Here is a 22,918-nt window from a genome sequence, read left to right as displayed (position 1 = left end):
AAAAGTTAACGTAAGGAGTGCCGGTAGTGTCTGTTGCCGCTCATTGGCGGGAGATTTCACCAGCCTTTTGAATTATACTTGAAAAGTCCGGTCTGGCAAGCTTGTTGCGACATTGAAGCAGCATCAAGTAACGCTACACCTGGCTTGCGTTACTTGATACAGGTGTTAGGTCTGATTTCCTGGTGTTCCTGTTAATGGAATCAAGTTCAAAATGTATCAGAGATAAATTATTTATATTTGCAGCCTTAACTTTAAAATGTAGTCTATGAGAATAGCAGTAGTTGGCACTGGATATGTTGGCCTGGTGACGGGGACGTGCTTTGCGGAAGTGGGCATTGACGTGACCTGCATCGATATCGACGTAAAGAAAATAGAGAACCTGAAGAAGGGAATATTACCGATTTACGAGCCGGGGCTGGAGGAGATGGTGGCGCGCAACTTCCAGAAGGAGCGCCTGACGTTCTCCAACGACCTGGCCGGCAGCATACAGGGCTGCGAGGCTGCCTTTATCGCCGTGGGGACCCCTCCGGGCGAGGACGGCTCGGCTGACCTGAAGTACGTGCTGGCCGTGGCCCAGGGCATCGGCCAGAACATGACCGACTACCTGGTGGTGGTGACCAAGAGCACCGTGCCGGTGGGCACCGCCGAGAAAGTGCGCAAGACCATTGAGAAGGAGCTGGAGGCGCGCGGCGTGGACATTCCGTTCGACGTGGCCTCTAACCCGGAGTTCCTCAAGGAGGGCGCCGCCATCGACGATTTCCTCAAGCCGGACCGCATCGTGGTGGGCGTATGCTCCGAGCGTGCCGAGAAGGTGATGAAGAAGCTCTACAAGCCGTTCCTGATGAACGGCCATCCGCTCATCTTCATGGACATCCCATCGGCCGAGATGACCAAGTACGCCGCAAACGCCATGCTGGCCACCAAGATCAGCTTCATGAACGACATCGCCAACCTGTGCGAAATCATGGGCGCCGACGTGAACATGGTGCGTAAGGGCATCGGCTCGGACGTGCGCATCGGCAACAAGTTCATCTACCCGGGCATCGGCTACGGCGGCTCCTGCTTCCCCAAGGACGTGAAGGCGCTCATCCGCACGGCCTCTGAGAACGGCTACAGCATGCGCGTGCTGCAGTCAGTGGAGGAGGTGAACGAGAACCAGAAGTCAGTGCTCTTTAATAAAATATACAACCATTTCAACGGCGAGTTGGCCGGCAAGACTTTCGCGCTGTGGGGCCTGTCCTTCAAGCCGAAGACTGACGACATGCGTGAAGCGCCTTCGCTGGTGATCGTGCAGAAACTGCTGGAGCAGGGCGCCAAGGTGCGCGCCTATGACCCTGTGGCCATGAAAGAGGCCAGGCACATCCTGGGCGACACCATCGAGTACGGCAAGGACGAGTACGAGGCCCTGATCGATGCCGATGCCCTGCTGATGATCACCGAGTGGCCCGAGTTCCGCTCGCCCAATTTCAACGTGGTAAGCAAGCTGATGAAGGAGAAGGTGATTTTCGACGGCCGCAACATCTACGAGGGCGCCGACATGCGCGAGAAGGGCTTTACCTATTACGGCATCGGCGTGAAGCAGCAGGTGGCGGAAGTGAAAGAAACCGTTTAGAAAAATGACACAAAAACGCATATTGATCACGGGGGGAGCCGGGTTTCTCGGTTCCCACCTCTGTGACAGGTTTATAAAGGAGGGGTACCATGTCATTGCCATGGATAACCTCATTACCGGTGATCTGAAGAACATTGAGCACCTGTTCAAGCTGGAGCAGTTCGAATTTTACCACCACGATGTGTCGAAGTTCGTGCACGTGCCGGGCCACCTGGACTACATCCTGCATTTCGCCTCGCCTGCCAGCCCGATCGACTACCTGAAGATACCGATTCAGACACTGAAGGTGGGCTCGCTGGGCACGCACAACCTGCTGGGGCTAGCAAAGGCCAAGCAGGCGCGGATGCTGATCGCCTCCACCTCCGAAGTATACGGCGATCCCCTGGTGCACCCGCAGCAGGAGGACTACTGGGGCAACGTGAACCCGGTGGGCCCGCGAGGCTGTTACGATGAGGCCAAGCGCTTCCAGGAGGCCATCACCATGGCCTATCATATGCACCATGGCTTGGAGACGCGCATTATCCGCATCTTCAACACTTACGGCCCGCGGATGCGCCTGGATGACGGCCGCGTGCTGCCTGCCTTCCTGAGCCAGGCCCTGCGTGGGGAGCCGCTGAGCATTTTCGGCGACGGAAGCCAGACGCGCTCCTTCTGCTATGTGGACGACCTGGTGGAAGGCATTTACCGCCTGCTGCTAAGCGATTACCACCTGCCGGTGAACATCGGCAACCCATCCGAGATCACGATCCGCGAGTTTGCAGAGGAAATCTGCAGGCTAACGGGCGTGGAGCTGAAGGTGGAGTACCAGCCGTTGCCCAAAGACGATCCACAGAAGCGCCAGCCGGACATTTCCCTTGCCAGGGAGGTGCTGGGCTGGGAGCCGAAAGTAGATCGCGCCGAGGGTCTGAAGCGTACGCTGGAGTACTTTAAAGAAGCAATTCTGAGCCCGGAAGAGCAATCGGTTTAAGTACAACTAACAAGTATAAAACAGGAGCGGCTGCCAATTTGATTGGCAGCCGCTCCTGTTTTATACTTTAAAAGGCTATCCCCGGTTTGCTTTCAGGAACTGCTTGGCCTCTTTATAGTTGGCAGATTTCTTATCGCTAGTTTTCAGCACGATAGCATAGTACTTGTTGGCGGCGGCATTGTCTTTCTGCTGTTTGGCAATACGGGCAAGGTTCAGATAGGAGCTCACAAAATATCCCGACTCACGCTCGTTATTCATCTCGGCATACATAATGGCGTTTTTGTAATGCTCCTTCGCCTTCTCAAAGTCGCGGTACTTGTGCTGGTTGATGTAAGCCAGGATGTATGACGCATACCGGCCACTTACGGATTCATAGCCTGGCATGTCCTGCTCCAGCTTATGAAGCATCTCCAAAGACACACGCTCTGCCTTGGAGAAAAGCCCGTTTACAAAAAGCAGGCGGGCATAGTAACGTTGGAAGTATGCATTGTCGGGGTACTTCAGCGCAAGATCCTCAGCAACCTTCAGGGCCTCATCCGTGCGCTTTTCCTCATTAGCATAGATCTTCATCAGGAAGGTTTTAGACTCGGTTCCTGTATAAAATCCACTGTTTGAAACGTAAGCCAGTTGCTTTAAGCCAAGGCGCTTGTCGCCATCAGGGAAAAACACCAACACAGGGCGCAGCATCGTGTAGTTCTCATGAATCCAGATGGAGTAGTAATTAAACAGCGCCTCGCCGAACAGGAACTCCGGGCTTAACCCATTACCGGCTTTCGCCTTCTCCATAAAGTCAAGGGCGTGTTTGCTGGCAACGGTGGCTTTGCGCCAGTTGCTCCGCTCAGAGTGCAGGCGGGCCGTAAACCCATAGGAAGCGGCCAGGAAGAAAGCGGCCTCTACGTTACGCTCATCCTTATCGTACATGGCCTCCGCTTTCTGGATCGTCGTGTCCATGTAGGCAAAGAAGAGGTTGTCATACTTGAGGGTTTCTATGTTTGTCGGCAGGATTTTCCACCACTGGCTAAGGCCCATCAGGAAGTAGGGAAGGGGGTGCTCTGGGTAGCGGCGGCGCAGGGATTTGAACTGCTTCTCGGCCCGCTCGAACTTGAAATTGTACATGTTATCTACCGCCCCCTCCAACTCATACTGGATGTCTTTGTTCAGCAGCAGCATGCCTTTTACCCGTGCAGCCTCTGGTAAAACCTCAATTTCGTTGAAGGTTACCTGGCGCATGGCAGTCGTGTCGATGGACACGGGGTGCTGTTGCGCTGAGGCAATGCAGGGGAGTGCAAGGGTGAAGAGCACAAAGAGTAGTTTCTTCATAGATAACATGCGGAATTAAGCTGTTTAAAGGCACTTCTGCTACTGCCTGCCTTTGTTAGTAATAAAAGTACAACAAATCTATTAAATTTGAATTCCATGAAAAGAATTTATTTATGAAACTTCTTGAGCAGCTGTGTAAAATACACGCCCCGTCAGGCAACGAGCAAAAACTGTCAGAATTCCTGCTACGCTATATTCAGGAGCACAAAGGCAGCTGGAAAAGTCAGCCCCAGGTGCTCCATGGCGAGGGTTTTCAGGACTGCATTCTGCTGGTGTTCGGTAAACCAAAGAGTGCAATTTTTGCCCACATCGACTCCATCGGATTCACGGTGCGCTACGGCAGGCAACTAGTCAGAATCGGAGGTCCGGATTTGGAGAATGGCTACACCTTGGTGGGGGAAGACGCGGAAGGGCCCATCGAGTGCACACTGAAGTATGACGAGGAGGAGCATGACCTATCGTATGAGTTTGAGCGGGAGATAGCGCGCGGCACGGAACTGGTGTTTAAGTGTGATTTTCGGGAAACGGAGGAAACAGTGCAGAGTTGCTACCTCGACAACCGCCTGGGCGTGTGGAGTGCCTTGCAAGTAGCCGAGACGCTGGAAAACGGTATCATTGCCTTCAGCTGCTGGGAAGAGCACGGCGGCGGCTCAGTTGCCTATCTGGCCAGGTATATTTACGAGCAGTACGGCGTGAGCCAGGGCTTGATTTCAGATATTACGTGGGTAACCGAGGGCGTGCAGGTAGGCAAGGGAGTTGCCATTTCGCTGCGCGACAGCCTGATTCCGCGGCGCGCGTACGTACAGCGCATCATCCAGATTGCTAAAGAATCCGGTATATCTTACCAACTGGAGGTAGAGGGATCAGGCGGCAGCGATGCCAAAGAACTGCAGCACAGCGCCTACCCATGGGACTGGTGTTTTGTGGGTGCGCCTGAGGATAATGTGCATACGCCCAACGAGATCGTGCACAAAAAAGACATCGAAAGCATGGTGGCGCTCTACAAAGTGCTGATGGAAAAACTGTAATAGAATTACGAAATACGAATTACGAATTACGAATTAGGTAATTTTAGCTACTGTTGCGATCTACACCTATGATGTTAGGACCGCATACTTACTCTTGCTGATTTTATTCCCTGATTAACCACTAATGAAATCAAACCTACTTCTGCACCCCGTCCTGCTGCTAGTTATACTTGGCTTACTCTCTTCCTGCGAGCGGTTGTTCGATAAGGATGCGCATTACAGCTACCGTATCGTAAATGATACCATTGCGCCCATGGAGGTGGTGGTAGAAATAAACCCAGGTACCCGCGTGGAGGTGATAGGCGATTCTAAATCATACTACGTCCTTCCGATGGGCGACACTGAAGAAGTATGGGCTACCTCCGGCTTTGCCGCCGACGAAGTGTATGACGAGGAAAAAAAGAATACGGAGCTGTACTGGATAAGCGTGACAGCCACCAGCAACGGCAGGCCATCTAGAAGCAACCTTAGCAATGCAGGCAGGTGGGTGTTTAATAAAACGGAAAACTACAAGGCCACCTATACTTTAACCTTAACCGGGAATGATTTTTAAACCCGTCCGTTCCTCCCGCAAGTATAGACTGAGCACTTAGCGCAGAGGCGGGCAATAGCGCAAGAAAATCCACAGAAGGCTGGTTCCCATATCGGGAACCAGCCTTTTTCTTTGCTGTGGAACCTGCCGGGAAACCTTTTATCAGTTGAAATGATGCTTTTTTATACTTGATGTTGTAACTTCTTAAACGAAAGCCGTATAGCCTGCAACTTGCACCCCCATCCTTTGCTGTGGAACATTTGGAAATGTCTGAACTATACGCTTTATTTAATAGCTATATATTCTAATATCGTCTAACCTTACTATCTGTTAATGGAACCTATTCTCTACGCAATTCCAGGATTTGGACTGGCCGCACTTGTTTACACGTTTATCAGGGCGGGCTGGGTCACGAAACAGCCATCCGGCAACGAACGCATGAGCACCATTGCCCGCTACATTGCCGACGGCGCCATGGCCTTTTTGAAGGCGGAATATAAGGTGATGCTTTACTTTGTGATCATCGCGTCTCTGTTTCTGGGTTACCTGGGCTATACCGGTGAGAAATCACATCCCCTGATTGTCGGCGCCTTCATTATTGGGGCGGTGCTCTCGGCCTTGGCCGGCTTTATTGGCATGCGCATCGCGACTAAAGCGAACGTGCGGACGGCAGAAGCCGCGAAAACCAGCCTGCCGAAGGCGCTGGCTGTTTCCTTTGCCGGTGGTAGCGTAATGGGAATGGGTGTGGCTGGCTTGGCCGTTTTGGGGCTTGGCTCGCTGTTTATTGTGTTTTATTTCCTGTTTGTGCAGCGCACAGGTGCCCCAGCCAACGGCGTAGAAATGGAAATTGCGCTGGAGGTGCTCATGGGGTTCTCTCTTGGCGCTGAAAGTATTGCCCTGTTTGCCCGGGTGGGCGGCGGTATCTATACCAAGGCTGCCGATGTAGGCGCCGACCTGGTAGGCAAGGTAGAGGCAGGTATCCCTGAGGATGACCCGCGCAACCCGGCCACTATTGCCGATAACGTAGGCGACAACGTGGGCGACGTGGCCGGTATGGGCGCCGACCTTTTCGGCTCCTATGTGGCCACCATACTTGCAACCATGGTACTGGGCCGTGAGGTAGTGGTGCAGGATAACTTCGGCGGTTTGTCCCCGATCATACTTCCGATGCTGATTGCGGGCCTGGGTATTGTTTTTTCCCTTATCGGGATGCTGTTTGTGCGGGTGAGCGAAGGCGGCGATGTGCAGGCGGCCCTCAACAGGGGCAACTGGATATCGGTTATACTTACAGCCATTGGCTCCTACTTCGCCATCAAGTGGCTGCTACCCGATAACCTGAACCTGCGTAATTTCGACTTCACTTCAACGGGTGTGTTTATGGCCGTGATGGTAGGCCTGGTAGTGGGAGCCCTGATGAGCATTATCACTGAATACTACACCGCCATGGGCAAGAAGCCCGTGAATTCCATCGTGCAGCAATCGTCCACAGGCCACGCTACAAACATCATTGCCGGTTTGGCGGTAGGCATGCACTCCACCGTGTTGCCGATTATTGTGCTGGCGGCTGGCATTGTGCTGTCTTACTCTGCGGCTGGCTTGTACGGCGTGGCCATTGCGGCAGCGGGTATGATGGCCACTACAGCCATGCAACTGGCCATCGACGCATTCGGTCCGATTGCCGACAACGCCGGTGGTATTGCCGAAATGAGCGAGTTGCCGAAAGAAGTACGTGAGCGCACTGATATTCTGGATGCCGTTGGAAACACCACTGCTGCCACGGGTAAAGGCTTTGCCATTGCCTCTGCCGCCCTTACGTCACTTGCCCTGTTTGCCGCATTTGTGGGCATTGCCGGTATCGAAAGTATAGATTTGTACAAAGCGCCCGTTCTCGCCGGTTTGTTTATCGGTGCCATGATACCGTTCATCTTCTCTGCCCTCTGTATTTCGGCGGTAGGCCGGGCGGCCATGTCGATGGTGCAGGAGGTCCGCCGCCAGTTCCGCGAGATTCCAGGCATTATGGAGGGCACGGGCAAACCGGAGTATGAGAAGTGCGTGGCTATCTCCACTGAGGCGGCCATCCGTGAGATGATGCTGCCGGGTGCCATTGCCCTGCTGGTTCCCATCATCATAGGCTTTGGTTTGAAGGGCGTGTTGCCAGATACCTCCTCTGCCGAGGTGCTGGGTGGCGTACTGGCCGGTGTAACCGTGTCGGGTGTGCTGATGGCGATGTTTCAATCAAATGCCGGTGGTGCCTGGGATAACGCCAAGAAATCGTTTGAAAAGGGCGTGATGATCAACGGCGTGATGGAGTACAAAGGCTCTGAGCCGCACAAAGCATCCGTAACCGGCGATACCGTGGGCGACCCGTTCAAAGACACCTCCGGGCCAAGTATGAACATCCTCATCAAGCTCATGTCGATTGTGTCGCTGGTGATTGCGCCGCACATTGCCCTGGAGCAGGAGCCGGCCATCCCTGAGGCACCGGTGCAACTGGAGCAGATCAACAAGGTCGAGCATCAGGCTGCACCATCCACGGCAAGTATAACTACTGAAAAAACGGTTATGATAAGCGCTGTAAACGCAGCAGCATAACCTTCGTCCATACTTTAGAAGAGCCCAACCAAAGCGTTGGGCTTTTTTTTTAATTTATACTTACCTTTGTTAGAGCATCAACTTACTACCCCATGAATCCGCGCACCATCAAACTACACGATTGCGAGTTTAATACCTACATGTATGAAGAGGAAATTATAGCGCGCATTACCATGCTGGCCGAGCAGATAGACCGCGACTATGCCGGCAAGCAGCCGCTGTTCCTGGCCGTGCTGAACGGCTCATTCATGTTCGCCTCCGATTTGCTGAAGCGCGTGACCATCCCTTGCGAAATATCTTTTATCCGCCTCTCGAGCTATCAGGACATGCAGAGTACGGGCCACGTGAAGGAGGTGCTGGGTTTGAAAGAGGACGTGGCGCACCGCCACGTAATCGTGCTGGAGGATATTGTGGACACCGGCCATACGGTGAACAACCTGCTGCAGCAGCTAAAGGAGCGCAAGCCGGCATCGGTGGAGACGGCTACTTTACTCATGAAGCCTGACTGCCTGCAGCACCCGCTGGAGGTGAAGTATGTGGCGCAAACCATCCCCAACGACTTTGTGGTTGGCTATGGTCTGGACTACAACGGCCTTGGCCGCAACCTGCGCGACATTTATAAGATCGTGTCGTAACCACTACGCAGGCGGCACCGTTAGCAGGCCTTTAGGCCACGGAACAGCAGCAGCCGCTACCCCCTCCAAAGAATCAGGAAAAACAGTAAATTTATACTTACATTTGCTTTTTATATTTAGCTAGAAGATATGCTTAACATCGTTTTGTTTGGCCCTCCAGGTGCTGGTAAAGGTACCCAAAGTCAAAAACTGATTGATAAATACAGTCTGATTCACCTTTCAACCGGTGATCTGCTTCGCTCTGAAATTGCCGCCGGCACCACCCTTGGGCTGGAAGCGAAGAAGCTGATGGACAACGGCCTGCTGGTACCTGACGAAGTGGTGATAGGCATGATCGAAAACAAAGTGAAGGAGCACCCGCACGCAACGGGCTTTATCTTCGATGGCTTTCCGCGCACCGTGCCACAGGCGCAGGGCCTGGACAAGCTGCTGCACGACAACAACACTGAGATTTCCTGTATGATCGCGCTGCGCGTGGACGATGAGGAGCTTACCTCGCGCCTGTTGCTGCGCGGCAAAACCTCCGGCCGCCCCGACGACCAGAACGAGGAGCTGATTCGCAAGCGCGTGCAGGAGTATAACACCAAAACAGCGCCGGTGGCTGATTATTACGCAGGGCAGGGGAAATTCTACGCTGTGGATGGCATCGGAGAGATTGAAGATATTTTCAGCACGCTGTGCCAGCACATCGACGCGCTGAAAGAAAAGCAAAAAGAGAGTAGATAGGCTTACCTAGTTTCCAGATTTTGGCATCAAACAACTTTATAGATTACGTTAAGGTATGCTCGCGCTCCGGGCATGGTGGCGCCGGGTCGGCACACCTGCACCGGGATAAGAAAACGGCGAAAGGCGGCCCTGACGGCGGTGACGGCGGCCGGGGCGGGCATGTCATACTCAAAGGCAACGCCCAACTCTGGACACTGCTGCACCTGCAGTACCGCAAGCATGTGATTGCCGAAAATGGCCTGAACGGCGGCTCCTCCCACTCATCGGGTGCACAGGGCAACGATGAGGTGCTGGAAGTACCCCTCGGTACGATTGCCCGCAATGCCGAAACAGGCGAGGTGATGTGCGAGATTACTGAAGACGGGCAGGAAATTATCCTTACGCCCGGCGGCCGGGGCGGCCTGGGCAACGCCCACTTTAAATCCCCTACTAACCAGACGCCCCGCTACGCCCAACCAGGCGAGGAAGGCATAGAGGAGTGGGTGATTCTGGAGCTGAAGCTATTGGCTGATGTAGGCCTGGTGGGCTTCCCGAATGCCGGTAAATCCACGCTGCTTTCAGTAGTGTCGGCGGCGAAACCCAAAATAGCGAACTACGCTTTCACCACCCTGACGCCTAACCTGGGTGTGGTTGCTTACCGTGATTATAAATCCTTTGTGATGGCCGATATTCCGGGTATCATCGAAGGCGCATCGGAGGGAAAGGGCCTTGGCATTCGCTTCCTGCGCCACATTGAGCGAAACTCTATCCTGCTGTTCATGATCTCGTGCGAGAGCCCGGACATTGTGGAGGAATACAAGGTGCTGCTGAACGAGCTTAAAACGTTTAACCCTGAGCTGCTCGACAAGAAACGCCTCCTGGCCATCACCAAGTCCGATATGCTGGACGAGGAACTGGAAAAGGAGATGCGCGGCACCCTGCCAGAGGACCTGCCGACGGTATTTATCTCCAGCATCACCGGGAAAAACCTGACGCAACTAAAAGACATGATTTGGAACGCGCTTAACAGCTAGGCAAGTCCTGCAAGTATAAAAACCAGAAGATCGGTAGCGGCTAATTGCTTCTACCGATTTTTTTATGCCCGGGGCACGCCTAATTTTAGTAATTTTGAATGTTTGGGGCAGTTGAGCTGTAGTAAAGTAAGGCTGTTGATTCAAGATAGCCAACTTTCCCGGCGCCTGCAAAGGCTCAGGCAGGTAGGTGAAATCAGCAGTTTATATTTCAGGGAAAGGCTGCAGCAGCGAAGGCGGCAATTATAACGTTCAGTTATTCAATCACTCACCTATTCAAAATTAAACAGTGTCAGATTGGCACAAATCAGGTTTTGGCAAGTTAATTGACTACCCATAGAAGACCTATTAACCTAAATTTTTAAGGCATTATGTCAGATAAAAATAATCACAAGGATCAGGAACAAGACGAAATGAAAGATACGACTGCTAACGTAGCTGCAGATGAGAACCAGGACCAGGTAAACGATACTGCCGAAGAGGAAACTCAGGAGCAGGAGGAAATCGGACCGGCTGCAGAACTGGCAGAAATGAAAGATAAGTATGTGCGCCTGATGGCGGAGTTCGAAAACTTCCGTCGCCGCACAGCCAAGGAGCGTCTGGAACTGTCTAAAACAGCCTCGCAGGATGTGCTGGGAGCCTTGCTGCCGGTAATCGATGACATGGAGCGTGCGCGTCAGTCGATGGAATCTAACATTGACCCGGAGGTGATGAAGCAGGGCCTGGATTTGGTGTTTAACAAGCTGAACCAGGTAACGCAGCAGAAAGGGCTGAAGCCGATGGACCTGAAGGCGGGAGATGACTTTGACAGCGATACGCAGGAGGCCATCACACAGATTCCGGCCCCTTCGGATGAGCTGAAAGGCAAAATTGTAGATGTGATTGAAAAAGGATACACCCTGAACGAGAAGGTGATCCGTTTTGCGAAAGTTGTAATAGGAGCGTAAGCTATGGCTAAGAGAGATTATTATGAGGTTTTGGGTGTAAGCAAAGGTGCTGCGCAGGATGAGATAAAGAAAGCTTACCGCAAAATCGCCATCAAATTCCACCCTGATAAGAACCCCGACGACCCCACTGCCGAAGATAAGTTTAAGGAGGCGGCAGAGGCCTACGAGGTGCTTAGCGACCCGCAGAAGCGCCAGCGTTACGACCAGTTCGGCCACCAGGGCATGAACGGCGGCTTCGGTGGCGGCGGTGGCATGAACATGGAGGATATTTTCTCGCAGTTCGGCGATATTTTTGGCGGAGGCGGTGGCAGTCCGTTTGAGAGCTTCTTCGGAGGCGGCCGTTCGGGCGGTGGCCGGCGCACACGCAAAGGCTCTAACCTGCGCATCAAGCTGAAGTTGAACCTCGAGGAGATAGCTAACGGCGTAGAGAAAAAGATTAAGGTAAAGCGCTACGTAGCGTGTAGCACCTGCGGCGGAAACGGGGCCAAAAACGGCACTGACATGCAAACCTGTAACTCCTGCCAGGGATCGGGCCAGGTACGCAAAGTGGTAAACACAATGCTGGGCCAGATGGTGTCCACGGCCACGTGCCCTACCTGTAACGGCGAAGGCCGCATTGTAACCCACAACTGCGAAGTGTGTAACGGTAGCGGCAGAGAACTGCAGGAAGAAGTAATCAGCATCAACGTGCCTGCTGGCGTAATGGATGGCATGCAGCTGTCTATGAGTGGCAAAGGCAACGTGCCGGAGCGCGGTGGCGTGGCTGGCGACCTGCTGATCCAGATTGAGGAAGAGGAGCACCCAAGCCTGAAGCGCGAAGGGAATAATGTGATTTTCGATCAGTATATCAGCTTTGTGGATGCAGCCCTGGGTGCCGAGATTGAGGTGCCGACGATTACAGGCAAAGTAAAGATCAACATCAAACCTGGTACGCAAAGCGGCGAGATATTCCGTTTGCGAGGCAAAGGCATTCAGGATTTGAACGGCTACGGCAAAGGCGATCAGCTGATCCACATAAATGTATGGACGCCGAAGACCTTGAGCAGCGATGAGAAAGCGGTGCTGGAAGGCCTGCGTTTCTCAAACAATTTCGCGCCAAGCCCTGGCAAGAACGAGAAAGGATTTTTTGATAAAGTAAAGGACTACTTCCAGTAGAAGATTCCCCTATACTATAGTTTTAGCCCGGCTTTCCGATTTTGGAAGGTCGGGCTTTTGCTTTCTGCCTGATGGCGTGTATGCTTGATCCGGTTTATACTTGCCTTAGTCGAATTAATACAGGTAGCCAAGTATACTCTATGGCAGAATACTTATATTTGAGAGAACCAAAACCTTAATACCCTTGAGCATCCTGAAGATTGAAGGCGTTACCAAGACCTACGCCAACCACACGGCGCTCGACAATGTGAGCTTTGAAATTCCGCAGGGCTGCATTTTCGGCTTGCTGGGCCCGAACGGAGCTGGCAAGACATCGCTTATCCGCATCATTACCCAGATTACGGGCGCTGACAGTGGCAAAATATACTTCCAGGGCGAGCGCCTGAAGCCTGACCACATCAAGGACATTGGTTACCTGCCGGAGGAGCGGGGCTTGTACAAGAAAATGAAGGTGGGGGAGCAACTGCTGTACCTCACGCAGCTGAAGGGATTAAGCAAGGCAGAGGCGACCGCACGCATCAAAATCTGGGTAGACCGCTTCGAGATACGGGAGTGGCTCGACAAGCACATCGAGGACCTGTCGAAAGGCATGCAGCAGAAGGTGCAGTTCATTGCCACGGTACTGCACGAGCCAAAGCTGATCATCCTGGATGAGCCTTTCTCTGGCTTCGACCCCATCAACGCCAACCTCATCAAAGACGAGATTCTGGCCCTGCGCGACAAAGGCGCGACGATCATCTTCTCCACGCACCGCATGGAGTCGGTGGAGGAACTGTGCGATAACATTGCCCTTATCAATCGCGCCCAGAAAGTGCTGGACGGGCCGGTAGGGGAGATCAAGGATGCGTACAAAACGAATACGTTCCAAATAATAGGCAGCGGCCAGTTGCTGATTACCTCGCCAGACTTTGAGGTGCTGGAGCAGCACGATAACCACGGCGTGTTCAGAACGCATGTACGCTTGCTGGGCAACGCCTCACCAAACGACCTGCTGCGCTACCTGATCCAGCGTGTGGAGGTGCACTCCTTTGTGGAACTGGTTCCAAGTATAAACGATATCTTCATCCGAAAAGTAACCGAAACACACCATGTCTAAAATCTGGTTGATTGTGCAACGCGAGTACCTGACGCGCGTGCGCAAAAAGAGCTTTATTATCATGACCCTGCTGACGCCGCTTATTATGGCGGCCTTTATGATTCTGCCCGGTCTGATGATATCCATGTCGGATGAAACGGAGACGGTGATGGTGCTGGACGAGAGCGGCCTCTTTGCGGGCAAACTGCAGGACAAGAAAGACCTTAAATTCATTCCGCTGGCGGGTAACCTGGAGCAAGCCAAAACCATCTATCAGGAAACCGATAACACGGCGCTGCTCCACATCCCGGAAATGAGCATCGATGATCCAAAGCGCATCACCATTTTCGGCAAGAAAAATACCAGTTTCCAGACACAGGTGCGCCTGGAGAATATTCTGGAGGAAGAGATCGAGAACCAGCGCTTCCTGGCTTCGGGCCTCGACCGCGCCACCCTCGATAAAATCGAAGCAAATCTGAGCCTGGAGGCGGTGAACCTAAGCGATGGCAGCGAGAAAGACAACAATGCCATCGTTACTTCAGTGGCCGGTATTGTGGGCGCTGTGATTATTTACTTCTTTATTTTCCTATATGGTGTGCAGATTATGCGCGGCGTGATTGAGGAAAAGACAAGCCGCATTGTGGAGGTGATGATTTCCTCGGTAAAGCCTTTTCAGCTGATGATGGGCAAGATTGTGGGCATTGCCGCCGTTGGCCTGACGCAGTTCCTGCTCTGGATTGTGCTTTCCTTTGTAGCGGTAACCGCCGTTTCAGCCGCCTTTGGCATTGATGCTGCACCGTCGCCTGCAGCTCAGTTTGCTGCCGGTCAAAATGCGGCGCAAGGTGAGGATATAGAGGAGGTTGGTGATGCCAGTGCGGTAGAGAATCCGGAGGGCCAGGATGAATTTGCCAGCACCATGAGCGACATTAAGACCAGCGTGGGCAACCTGAACCTCGGCTTGATCTTTGGCTGCTTCCTGTTTTACTTCCTGGGCGGTTACCTGCTGTATGGCTCACTTTTCGGGGCCATAGGCGCTGCCGTAGACAACGAAACGGACACGCAGCAGTTCATGATGCCGATCACCATTCCGCTGGTTATCTCCTTTATCATGTCGTACTCCATTGTGCTCAAGAACCCTGATGGCCCGGTGGCGTTCTGGATGTCCATCATTCCGCTCACATCGCCTATCGTGATGATGGTGCGTATTCCGTTTGGCGTGCCTACCTGGGAGTTGCTCTTGTCGATGGGACTGCTGGTAGGAGGCTTCATCTTCACTACTTGGATCGCCAGCCGCATTTACCGCGTGGGCATCCTGATGTACGGCAAGAAAGTGAACTATAAAGAACTGTCGAAGTGGCTGTTTTATAGAGTATAGGTTGAGACACAAATAGCAGGACTCAAGACGTTGAGCCGTTGATGCTAATTAAAAAAAGTAAAGCATGAAAGTACTGGTGCCGATTACCCTGCTGTTGCTACTGTTTGGGTGCCAGCATGCGAAAGAGAGTTCTTCGACCAAGACTGTAGGAGTGGAGCAGCAGCCTGATTATGCCTCTTTGCAAGCAGAGTTGGAGGCGCTTTATGATCTAGACCAGAATATAAGGGATGTGAATTGGGATTCAGTCAACGCTGATCCTGCCGTGCAAATGGTCTTTATCAAAAAGATGCGACTAGTTGACTCAACAAACCAATCTAAAGTTCTGCCTATACTTGAAAAATACGGATGGCTGCCGAGAAGCAAGATTGGAGAGAAAGCAGCAGATGGTATCTTCTATGTGGTGCAGCACTCCAATACGGCGACGATGGAAAAGTACCTGCCACAGATGGAGGAGTTGGCCAGGCAAGGGGAGGCCAGCGGCACAGACGCAGCTAAAATGCGCGACAGGTTGCGCATGTGGAAAGGGGAGAAGCAGCTCTACGGTACTCAGGCAGTCAACTTTATCAGAAAAGATGGCAGGCAAGCCATCTGGCCGATAGAGGATGTGGCACACGTGAACGAGCGTAGGCGAGCCGTTGGTTTTGAAGAGACAGTTGAGGAGTACGCCAAAGAAATGAATGTTATTTTTGACCCGAAGGAAGAGCTGCCTGACATGCAGATCAACTTTAACTAAGCGCACTAAGTATAAAGTATAAAAATAGCCGGTACCTCCTGTGCCGGCTATTTTTGTTGTCTTGAAGTATAAAATCAGATGAACTCCATAATGAAGTATAAATTCCTGACACTTCTTTTGATAGCTATCACGACTGTAGCCATGGCGCAGAAAAAGGACAAACCCGCCTATCGTCTCTTCACGGCAGAAGGCAAAAGTATAGAGTACGGCAAGATGCTGCAGGAGCTGCAGAAGGCGGATGTGGTGCTGTTTGGTGAGCAGCACAACGACCCGATTGCGCACTGGATGCAGTTGGAGCTAGCTAAGGACCTGCACCAGGCCAAGCCAAAGGACTTTGCTCTCGGCGCCGAAATGTTTGAGTCTGATGTGCAGCTGGTGCTGGATGAGTACTTGGCGGGGCAGGCACCGGAGAAGAACTTTGAGCAGGAGTCGCGGCCATGGCCCAATTACGCCACAGACTATCGGCCGGTGGTGCGCTTTGCCAAAGAGCAGCAGATTCCCTTTGTCGCCACAAACGTGCCACGGCGCTACGCCGCCATGGTGTCGGCTGGAAGTTTAAGTGCCTTGGAAGGCGTATCGGCAGACGCTAAAAAATACATGGCACCGCTTCCGGTTGTGGTGGACATGGAGCTGCCAGGTTACAAGAATATGCTGTCCATGTTCGGGGGCAGTACGCACGGCAACACCAAAAGCCAGAACATTGTGCAGGCGCAGGCGCTGAAAGATGCCACCATGGCCCATTTTATACTAGGGCAGGTAAACCAAGGCAAGCAAGTACTGCACCTCAATGGCGCCTATCACTCCGACAACTTCGAGGGGATAGGCTGGTACCTGAAACAGGCAAAACCCAACCTGAAAACCCGCACCATCACCACCGTGCTGCAGCAGGACCTGGAAAGGCTATCGGAGGAGCATCGCAATAAAGCCGATTTTATCCTTGTGGTGCCGGAAAGTATGACGCGGACGTTTTAGGGGTTTACCCCTCCCCTAAAGACAGGGGAGGGTTCCGCTATTTGTTGATGTATAAGCGCTGTAGAACGGCTTGATGGCACTTCCACCAATATCCTTTCAGGATGACAAATGTGTGTGTGGAAGGAGTATGGTGTAATGGTTGAAGCAGGAGAAAGATTAGTGAAGCGTCAGCAGAAGTAAAACACCCCTGTAGTCCCCTCAAGGGGACAGTTATACTTGTTGCATAGCGCTGCTTTTGCTACATGAGCTGTTCTCGGTCCTTGGGTTGAGCGCCTTGTAATTGATACGGTGATAAGCGACAGCGAGGCAGCCTGCAGCGCAGCGGTGGCAGCTTCAATTGCACAGCGCGATGCCCGAGGACGAGGCCCCGCGGCCGTGAGCGCTCCAAAGCAAGAAGTGAAACATTAGGTATTTGGGAGCTGGAGGATGAACGACTGCTAGAAAAGATAGCTTGGTTAAATACAGTCGAACAGTAGCTGGAACAGTGAGCTGTTTAGAAAATAGATAAAACAACAAAGCCTGGCTCTACAGCCAGGCTTTGCCTATCAAAAAGAAAGAAGATACTTTTAGCTTTATGCAGAGAAAGAGCTGCCACAACCGCAGGTGCTGGAAGCCTGTGGGTTGTTGAAAACAAAACCACGTGCGTTCAAACCATCCTGGAAATCAACCTGCATGCCCATCACGTACATGCCGTGCTTCTTGTCCATGATCAGGTTCACGCCGTCCAGTTCAAATACTTCATCCGTCTCCTTTGGCTTGTCGAAACCAAGCAGGTAAGACATGCCTGAGCAACCACCACCCTGTACGCCTACACGCAGGCCATACTCGGCTGGTACGTTTTTCTCGTTCAATATATTCTTAACCTCCTGCAAGGCTTTTTCTGTCAAAGTTATAGGGGCAGTTTTAGTTTCTGTTGCCATAGTATGAGAATTATTATTTGTAGCCACAAACTTACGTAATTATATGCAAAATGCGTAGCACCTTGCGCCGTACTTAGTAAACAGGGCAAGGGCTGAAATGATTCATGCATCCTAAATTAATTTTTTACGATATTTATACTTTCTAAAAACAGAAGATGACGGACTTATTTGCGCTACTGATAGAATTATTAAAACTCATTCTTCCTGCCCTGGTGCTGGTGGCTGGCGGATATTACCTGCTGCAAAAGCATTATGAGCGCGAAGACCGCCTGCGGACGGAGCAGGCGCAGCAAACAGATAAAAAAGGAGCAGAGGTGATTACGCCGATACGACTGCAGGCGTATGAGCGCATTGTGCTGTTGCTGGAGCGCATCACACCCAGTAACCTGCTGTTGCGCGTCAGCCCGATGGGGCATTCGGCAGCAGAATACCACCGGGTGCTGCTGGCGGAGATTAGGAGCGAGTTTAGCCACAACATGTCGCAGCAGGTGTACATGAGCGAGCAGGCCTGGCAGCAGGTGAACCTGGCGCGCGAAGAGGTGGTAAATATGATCAACAAGAGCTTTCAGGATTTGCGGGAAGGATCAAAAGGCACCGATTTAGCCAAGCTTGTGCTGGAGAATGTGCTCACCGCTGAGCAGGACCCCACCGCCCGCGCCCTGAATTTCGTGAAACAGGAAATCAGGCAAACGTTCTGAGGTAGAAAGTTAGAAGGTTAAAGAGTAAAGAAGTTATGGGCTAAGGGAAATACTTTTAGTCGACGTTCTTAAACTTTCTAACCCCTAACTTTTTACCTGTCTAACTCACGCAGTTTTTCCACCAACTTTTCTACCTGCTCCACGCTGTGCGCCGGAAAGTTGGCGATGCGAATCTGGCTTTCTTTGTACTTGCCGTAGCCGCTGCCTACCTGCATGTCAGATGCAGCCAGATGCTTGTTAACTTCTGATGCGGGCATGGTTGTGTTTGCCACAATAGTAGTTTTGGAGCGATGTTGCAGGTTGGCTACGGCGGGAGCGAAAATAGCGCTCTGCTCCAGGAAAGTATAAATCCCGCTTGCTTTGGCTTCCGTTTCCTGACGGATGGTTTGAATGCCTTTGCTGTTCATGTCTTCCAAAACTTTGCCCAGCAGGTAAATGGCCAGCACGTTTGGCGTTTCTACCGTTTGGTTTTCCCGGGCTTTCTCTAACAGCGCGGGCAGGCGGTGATAGGAGCCGATAGAAGCACCAGATGCAAGTATGGCTTCGGCCTTGGCGATGCACCTGTCATTTACCAGCCACACCCCCAGGCCAGCCGGTAAGCCAAAGCATTTCTGTACCGATGCATATACCGAATCCACTTTAGAAAAATCGAAGGCAGGATAGGGCAGAGAGGACACGGCATCCACGTAAATAAGTGCCTCACCTAGGCTTTTCTCCCTGAACTGGTTTATTTCCTCCACTGGCATGCAGGCACCAGAGCTGGTTTCGTTTTGGATAAGCGCCACCAGTTCGGCCGTCTTCGGTACGCGTATACTTTCCACGTGAAATCCCTGCCCGAAAGGCGCCTCGTGCTGTTGCGCGTGCCGCCCCAGTTCCTGCGCTGTTTCATAAAAGCGTTTAGAGAAAGAGCCGTTCACGAGGTGAAAACTCTCCTCGCGCACATTATTCTGGATAGCACGCTCCCACACTTCCGTTGCCGATGCCAAAAACAGCACTTCGTAATTGTCCGGCAGTTGCAGCAGTTGCTTCATGCCTGCCACCGCCCTGGCGTAAATCTCCTGAAACTGCTTGCTGCGGTGCGAAATGCTCCCGATTTTCTGCTGCATCGCCTCCTGCATGTGCTGCGGCACGGTGGGGTACAGCTCGGAAGGGCCAGGGGTGAAGTATACTTTGTTGTTCATGGAATATCTTTTAAACAATAAGGATGCTTGGTATAAGCGTCCGTATGTAACCTGCGATTGCGGAATTACACTTGACTAGGCCCAAGCTGCTTTAATCTCTTTTACACTAATTGTCATCTCGACGATAGGAGAGGTCTCCCCGCACTCCAGATAGATTTCTCACGCTGTTCGAAATGACAGTAGTAATAGAATATGTTTTAGAAGGTTTTTTTCTGCATGCCGCACAAGGGGACGCTTGCGCCATGTAATGCTCTGCTCTTGCTGCTAGTACAGCATCCGGAATTTAATGGTATGCGGAACCTGCCGCATATCCTGCACTACGGCTTTGTCATAGACCTTGTCGATGTCGGTAATCACGTAGCCCACGCGCTCATTGGTTTTTAGGTACTGCCCCAGAATGTTCACCTGGTTTTTGGCGAGTACCTGGTTGATGTTAGCCAATACGCCCGGCACGTTCGCATGAATGTGAATGAGGCGGTGCGCGTTCTTAAGCTCAGGAAGCTGCAGGTTCGGGAAGTTAACGCTGCCGTAGGTGTTGCCTGTGTTGATGTAATCCATAATCCGGTTCGGAACAAAATTGGCGATGTTCACCTGTGCCTCTGAGGTGCTGCCACCAATGTGCGGCGTCAAAATCATGTTGGGCAGGCCCCGCAGTTCGCTCTCAAATGGATCGCTGTTGGCGGCTGGCTCTTCCGGGAACACATCCACCGCCGCGCCCCGCAACTTCCCTGATTTCATGGTTTGCACCAGCGCATCCAGGTCCACCACATGCCCCCGGCTCAGGTTCAGAAAGATGGCGCCATCCTGCATGGCTGCAAACTCTTCGGCACCAAACATGTTCTTGTTTTCCGGCCGGCCGTCCACATGCAGTGTAACGATGTCTGCTTTACCCAACAGTTCGCGCAGTGTATGGCACTTGCGGGCGTTGCCGAGTTGCAGCTTCTCCACCACATCGAAGTAGTATACTTCCATGCCCATGGCCTCGGCCAGTACAGATAGCTGCGCCCCGATGTTGCCATAGCCCACAATGCCCAGTTTCTTGTCGCGCACTTCAAAACTACCCGCTGCAGATTTGTCCCATTCACCCTGGTGCATCTTGTTACTCTTGTCAATTACGCCACGGCTAAGCATGATGATTTCGCCTAAAGCCAGTTCCACTACGCTGCGCGTGTTGCTATAAGGTGCGTTGAAAACAGTTATACCGGCTTCCAGACAGGCATCCAGGTCTATTTGGTTGGTGCCGATGCAGAAAGCCCCCACGCACATCAGGCGGTTAGCGTGTTCCAGCACCTTGCGCGTGACCTGCGTTTTACTGCGGATGCCAAGTATGGATACGTCCTTTATCTTCTCGATCAGCTCTGCCTCACTCATTGCACCGCTTGCCGTTTCTACCTGGTAGCCTTCCTTGCGGAATAGCGCGACTGCCTGCGGATGCACATTCTCGAGCAGCAGCACGCTGATACGGTTTTTGGGGTATGATATTGCCATTGGTAATTTATTCTGGTACAGGAATTCATCCAGGCTGGGCGCAATGTGCTCGGCCTTTGCCACTACCTTATCGCGCACCACGTTTTCGGTGAAGGCGTAAAATTTGTTAGCCAGCCCGGCTTCTTTTATCTCATAATCGGTGTAGCCATCGCCCAGCACATATACATCGCCTGGAAGCGCCAGTTGCTCCAGTAACTTGATCTTGCCCTTGTCCTTACTCAGCAGGTTATCCTCATCGAAACCAGTCAGGTTGCCCTGCTCATCCTGCACGAAGGTGTTGGCGTAGATGTTTTCTTCTTTGATGCCATACTCCGTCACGATGGGCGTAATAAACTCCTTAAACCCGCTGGACACGATGTAAATCTGATCGGCGTAGGCCTTCAGGAAATCTTTATTGCGGCGGATCGAGTCAGATACTTTTTCCTTTAGTTGGCTGATGAGCTGCGGCAAATGGTTTTGGTGTGCCTGCAGCAGCTCAAGCCGCTTAGTCAGGCCCTCGGCAAAGGAGCTGTTGCCGCCCATGGCGCTGTCGGTAATGTGCTTTACCTGCTCCAGTATACTTTCCTTGTCAGGGTGGTTTTGCAGGGATATGGCGCCTAATTCATCAAGCGCCTCTACCTGCGTAAAGGTGCTGTCGAAATCGATGATGTAGTATTTATCTTTGCTCATAGTGGTATGCTTACTGGGAAGCTGAAGTATAAATCAACCTAAAAGGTATAAAAAAAGAACCGGCTACGCAGCAGGTAACCGGTTCTTTTTATACTGTATCGACTTGATGATTGCTACAGGGTTGCCAGCTGCTCGTCTATGGTGCACTGGTAAATATTCTCATAGAGCGGTACGATCTTTTGCACATCGAACTCATGGGCGCGCTTCAGCGCATTTTCCTTGAAGGTAGGCAGATTTGCATCGTCCAGCACGTAAAGCGCGTTTTTTACCATTTCCTCCACCGCGCCCACCGGGCTAACGAAGCCGGTAACGCCATCAATGTTCAGCTCTGGTATACCGCCGGCGTTTGAGGAGATAACCGGTACCTCACAGGCCATGGCCTCCAAGGCGGCCAACCCAAAGCTTTCTTTCTCGGAAGGCATCAGGAACAGGTCCGCGATCGACAGCACTTCTTCCACTGCCTCCAGCTTTCCCAGAAAGCGCACGTCCTCGAATATACCCAGGTCGCGGCAGAACTTCTCCATCTTCGGGCGGTCCGGACCGTCGCCGACCATCAGCAGCTTGCTTGGTATCTGCTCGCGCACCTTCGCAAAAATGCGGATCACGTCCTCCACGCGCTTTACGCTGCGGAAATTAGAAGTGTGCACCAGCAGCTTCTCGTTGTTGGCGGCGATGGCCATTCGGAAATGCTCTTTTTTCTGGCGTTTGAATTTCTCGAGGTTGATGAAGTTCGGTATTACGTGAATTTCCTTCTCAATCGGAAAGTAATCGTACGTTTCAGCTCGCAAACTATCCGAAACGGCTGTTACGCCATCTGACTGGTTGATGCTAAACGTTACGACTGGTTCAAACGAAGCGTCCTTGCCTACCAGCGTGATATCAGTACCGTGCAACGTGGTGATTACAGGAATGTTGATGCCCTTGGTGCGCAGGATCTGCTTGGCCATAAAAGCCGCCGAAGCGTGCGGAATGGCATAATGTACGTGCAGAACGTCCAGCTTTTCGAACTGCACGATATCCACCATCTTGCTGGCCAGCGCCAGCTCATAGGGCGGGTACTGGAAAAGCGGGTACGACGGAATGTATACTTCGTGGTAGAAGAGGTTCTCGCTGAATATATCGAGGCGTGCAGGCTGGCTGTACGTGATAAAATGCACTTTATGCCCTTTAAGGGCAAGGGCTTTGCCCAGCTCGGTGGCTACTACGCCGCTTCCGCCAAAGGTGGGGTAACAAACTATACCAATTCTCATAGTTCCGGATGTGAGACAAAACAACAAGTGCAG

At 52.3% G+C, this 22,918-nt stretch carries 20 protein-coding genes; 15 read left to right on the top strand and 5 right to left on the bottom strand.

Annotation, left to right across the window (positions count from 1 at the left end; translation table 11 throughout):
- Positions 1-265 precede the first annotated feature (265 nt).
- Positions 266-1,612 carry a UDP-glucose dehydrogenase family protein gene (locus tag A0W33_RS04475; RefSeq protein ID WP_068837056.1) on the top strand — a complete coding sequence of 449 codons (1,347 nt, stop codon included), beginning with the start codon at positions 266-268 and terminating at the stop codon, positions 1,610-1,612.
- A 4-nt stretch (positions 1,613-1,616) separates the two neighbouring features.
- Entirely contained in the window at positions 1,617-2,579 is a 963-nt protein-coding gene (locus A0W33_RS04470) for a UDP-glucuronic acid decarboxylase family protein (protein WP_068837055.1), read from the top strand.
- Between the two features lie 75 nt (positions 2,580-2,654).
- On the opposite strand, the gene A0W33_RS04465 is transcribed toward A0W33_RS04470, so the two are convergent.
- Positions 2,655-3,899 (bottom strand): tetratricopeptide repeat protein, encoded by a 1,245-nt coding sequence (locus tag A0W33_RS04465; protein WP_068837054.1) that lies wholly within the window; start codon positions 3,897-3,899, stop codon positions 2,655-2,657.
- Positions 3,900-4,012: 113 nt separating this feature from the next.
- Here A0W33_RS04465 and A0W33_RS04460 point away from each other — a divergent pair, with 113 nt between their 5' ends.
- The 12 genes from A0W33_RS04460 (at position 4,013) to A0W33_RS04405 (ending at position 16,679) form a co-directional block, all read left to right on the top strand.
- Complete coding sequence (locus tag A0W33_RS04460; RefSeq protein ID WP_068837053.1) at positions 4,013-4,927, top strand: M20/M25/M40 family metallo-hydrolase; 915 nt, start codon at positions 4,013-4,015, stop codon at positions 4,925-4,927.
- Positions 4,928-5,051: 124 nt separating this feature from the next.
- Entirely contained in the window at positions 5,052-5,480 is a 429-nt protein-coding gene (locus tag A0W33_RS04455) for a hypothetical protein (protein WP_074937250.1), read from the top strand.
- A gap of 312 nt (positions 5,481-5,792) precedes the next feature.
- On the top strand, positions 5,793-8,051 hold the full coding sequence (locus A0W33_RS04450; protein ID WP_068837051.1) for a sodium-translocating pyrophosphatase: 2,259 nt from the start codon (positions 5,793-5,795) through the stop codon (positions 8,049-8,051).
- Between the two features lie 92 nt (positions 8,052-8,143).
- A complete protein-coding gene (hpt, locus tag A0W33_RS04445; RefSeq protein WP_068837050.1) occupies positions 8,144-8,686 on the top strand; it encodes a hypoxanthine phosphoribosyltransferase in 543 nt (180 codons plus the stop codon).
- 129 nt (positions 8,687-8,815) lie between these two features.
- Entirely contained in the window at positions 8,816-9,412 is a 597-nt protein-coding gene (locus tag A0W33_RS04440; protein ID WP_068837049.1) for an adenylate kinase, read from the top strand.
- 20 nt (positions 9,413-9,432) lie between these two features.
- The gene (gene obgE / locus A0W33_RS04435) at positions 9,433-10,425 is read left to right on the top strand and encodes a GTPase ObgE (RefSeq protein WP_068837048.1); all 993 of its coding nucleotides are present in this window, start codon (positions 9,433-9,435) and stop codon (positions 10,423-10,425) included.
- A 410-nt stretch (positions 10,426-10,835) separates the two neighbouring features.
- Positions 10,836-11,369 carry a nucleotide exchange factor GrpE gene (locus tag A0W33_RS04430; RefSeq protein ID WP_229802238.1) on the top strand — a complete coding sequence of 178 codons (534 nt, stop codon included), beginning with the start codon at positions 10,836-10,838 and terminating at the stop codon, positions 11,367-11,369.
- Positions 11,370-11,372: 3 nt separating this feature from the next.
- Positions 11,373-12,524 carry a molecular chaperone DnaJ gene (gene dnaJ / locus A0W33_RS04425; protein WP_068837046.1) on the top strand — a complete coding sequence of 384 codons (1,152 nt, stop codon included), beginning with the start codon at positions 11,373-11,375 and terminating at the stop codon, positions 12,522-12,524.
- Between the two features lie 184 nt (positions 12,525-12,708).
- Entirely contained in the window at positions 12,709-13,620 is a 912-nt protein-coding gene (locus A0W33_RS04420; RefSeq protein WP_068837045.1) for an ABC transporter ATP-binding protein, read from the top strand.
- A complete protein-coding gene (locus A0W33_RS04415; RefSeq protein ID WP_068837044.1) occupies positions 13,613-14,974 on the top strand; it encodes an ABC transporter permease in 1,362 nt (453 codons plus the stop codon). The genes A0W33_RS04420 and A0W33_RS04415 overlap by 8 nt, the downstream gene beginning before the upstream one ends.
- 64 nt (positions 14,975-15,038) lie before the next feature.
- Positions 15,039-15,707 carry a DUF6624 domain-containing protein gene (locus A0W33_RS04410; protein ID WP_068837043.1) on the top strand — a complete coding sequence of 223 codons (669 nt, stop codon included), beginning with the start codon at positions 15,039-15,041 and terminating at the stop codon, positions 15,705-15,707.
- Positions 15,708-15,785: 78 nt separating this feature from the next.
- Positions 15,786-16,679, top strand: a complete 894-nt coding sequence (locus tag A0W33_RS04405; RefSeq protein ID WP_229802239.1) for a ChaN family lipoprotein — start codon at positions 15,786-15,788, stop codon at positions 16,677-16,679.
- A gap of 572 nt (positions 16,680-17,251) precedes the next feature.
- Here A0W33_RS04405 and A0W33_RS04400 read toward each other — a convergent pair.
- Positions 17,252-17,599, bottom strand: a complete 348-nt coding sequence (locus A0W33_RS04400; RefSeq protein ID WP_068837042.1) for a HesB/IscA family protein — start codon at positions 17,597-17,599, stop codon at positions 17,252-17,254.
- A gap of 155 nt (positions 17,600-17,754) precedes the next feature.
- Here A0W33_RS04400 and A0W33_RS04395 point away from each other — a divergent pair, with 155 nt between their 5' ends.
- Entirely contained in the window at positions 17,755-18,297 is a 543-nt protein-coding gene (locus tag A0W33_RS04395; RefSeq protein WP_068837041.1) for a DUF7935 family protein, read from the top strand.
- Positions 18,298-18,389: 92 nt separating this feature from the next.
- Here A0W33_RS04395 and A0W33_RS04390 read toward each other — a convergent pair whose 3' ends face one another.
- The 3 genes from A0W33_RS04390 to bshA form a co-directional block, all read right to left on the bottom strand.
- Positions 18,390-19,478: an aminotransferase class V-fold PLP-dependent enzyme gene (locus tag A0W33_RS04390; protein WP_068837040.1), complete on the bottom strand. Its 1,089-nt coding sequence runs from the start codon at positions 19,476-19,478 to the stop codon at positions 18,390-18,392.
- A 264-nt stretch (positions 19,479-19,742) separates the two neighbouring features.
- Complete coding sequence (gene serA, locus A0W33_RS04385; protein ID WP_068837039.1) at positions 19,743-21,635, bottom strand: phosphoglycerate dehydrogenase; 1,893 nt, start codon at positions 21,633-21,635, stop codon at positions 19,743-19,745.
- A gap of 113 nt (positions 21,636-21,748) precedes the next feature.
- The gene (gene bshA, locus A0W33_RS04380) at positions 21,749-22,885 is read right to left on the bottom strand and encodes an N-acetyl-alpha-D-glucosaminyl L-malate synthase BshA (RefSeq protein ID WP_068837038.1); all 1,137 of its coding nucleotides are present in this window, start codon (positions 22,883-22,885) and stop codon (positions 21,749-21,751) included.
- Between the last annotated feature and the right edge of the window lie 33 nt (positions 22,886-22,918).

This window comes from Pontibacter akesuensis (assembly GCF_001611675.1).
Classification (GTDB): Bacteria; Bacteroidota; Bacteroidia; order Cytophagales; family Hymenobacteraceae; genus Pontibacter; species Pontibacter akesuensis.
This window is presented reverse-complemented; position numbering and strand designations above follow the sequence as displayed.

Coding starts and splice junctions, on each gene's coding strand:
- A0W33_RS04475 (WP_068837056.1), top strand. CDS start 266: ATGAGAATAGCAGTAGTTGGCACTGGATATGTTGGCCTGGTGACGGGG.
- A0W33_RS04470 (WP_068837055.1), top strand. CDS start 1,617: ATGACACAAAAACGCATATTGATCACGGGGGGAGCCGGGTTTCTCGGT.
- A0W33_RS04465 (WP_068837054.1), bottom strand. CDS start 3,899: ATGAAGAAACTACTCTTTGTGCTCTTCACCCTTGCACTCCCCTGCATT.
- A0W33_RS04460 (WP_068837053.1), top strand. CDS start 4,013: ATGAAACTTCTTGAGCAGCTGTGTAAAATACACGCCCCGTCAGGCAAC.
- A0W33_RS04455 (WP_074937250.1), top strand. CDS start 5,052: ATGAAATCAAACCTACTTCTGCACCCCGTCCTGCTGCTAGTTATACTT.
- A0W33_RS04450 (WP_068837051.1), top strand. CDS start 5,793: ATGGAACCTATTCTCTACGCAATTCCAGGATTTGGACTGGCCGCACTT.
- hpt (WP_068837050.1), top strand. CDS start 8,144: ATGAATCCGCGCACCATCAAACTACACGATTGCGAGTTTAATACCTAC.
- A0W33_RS04440 (WP_068837049.1), top strand. CDS start 8,816: ATGCTTAACATCGTTTTGTTTGGCCCTCCAGGTGCTGGTAAAGGTACC.
- A0W33_RS04430 (WP_229802238.1), top strand. CDS start 10,836: ATGAAAGATACGACTGCTAACGTAGCTGCAGATGAGAACCAGGACCAG.
- dnaJ (WP_068837046.1), top strand. CDS start 11,373: ATGGCTAAGAGAGATTATTATGAGGTTTTGGGTGTAAGCAAAGGTGCT.
- A0W33_RS04415 (WP_068837044.1), top strand. CDS start 13,613: ATGTCTAAAATCTGGTTGATTGTGCAACGCGAGTACCTGACGCGCGTG.
- A0W33_RS04410 (WP_068837043.1), top strand. CDS start 15,039: ATGAAAGTACTGGTGCCGATTACCCTGCTGTTGCTACTGTTTGGGTGC.
- A0W33_RS04405 (WP_229802239.1), top strand. CDS start 15,786: ATGAACTCCATAATGAAGTATAAATTCCTGACACTTCTTTTGATAGCT.
- A0W33_RS04400 (WP_068837042.1), bottom strand. CDS start 17,599: ATGGCAACAGAAACTAAAACTGCCCCTATAACTTTGACAGAAAAAGCC.
- A0W33_RS04395 (WP_068837041.1), top strand. CDS start 17,755: ATGACGGACTTATTTGCGCTACTGATAGAATTATTAAAACTCATTCTT.
- A0W33_RS04390 (WP_068837040.1), bottom strand. CDS start 19,478: ATGAACAACAAAGTATACTTCACCCCTGGCCCTTCCGAGCTGTACCCC.
- serA (WP_068837039.1), bottom strand. CDS start 21,635: ATGAGCAAAGATAAATACTACATCATCGATTTCGACAGCACCTTTACG.
- bshA (WP_068837038.1), bottom strand. CDS start 22,885: ATGAGAATTGGTATAGTTTGTTACCCCACCTTTGGCGGAAGCGGCGTA.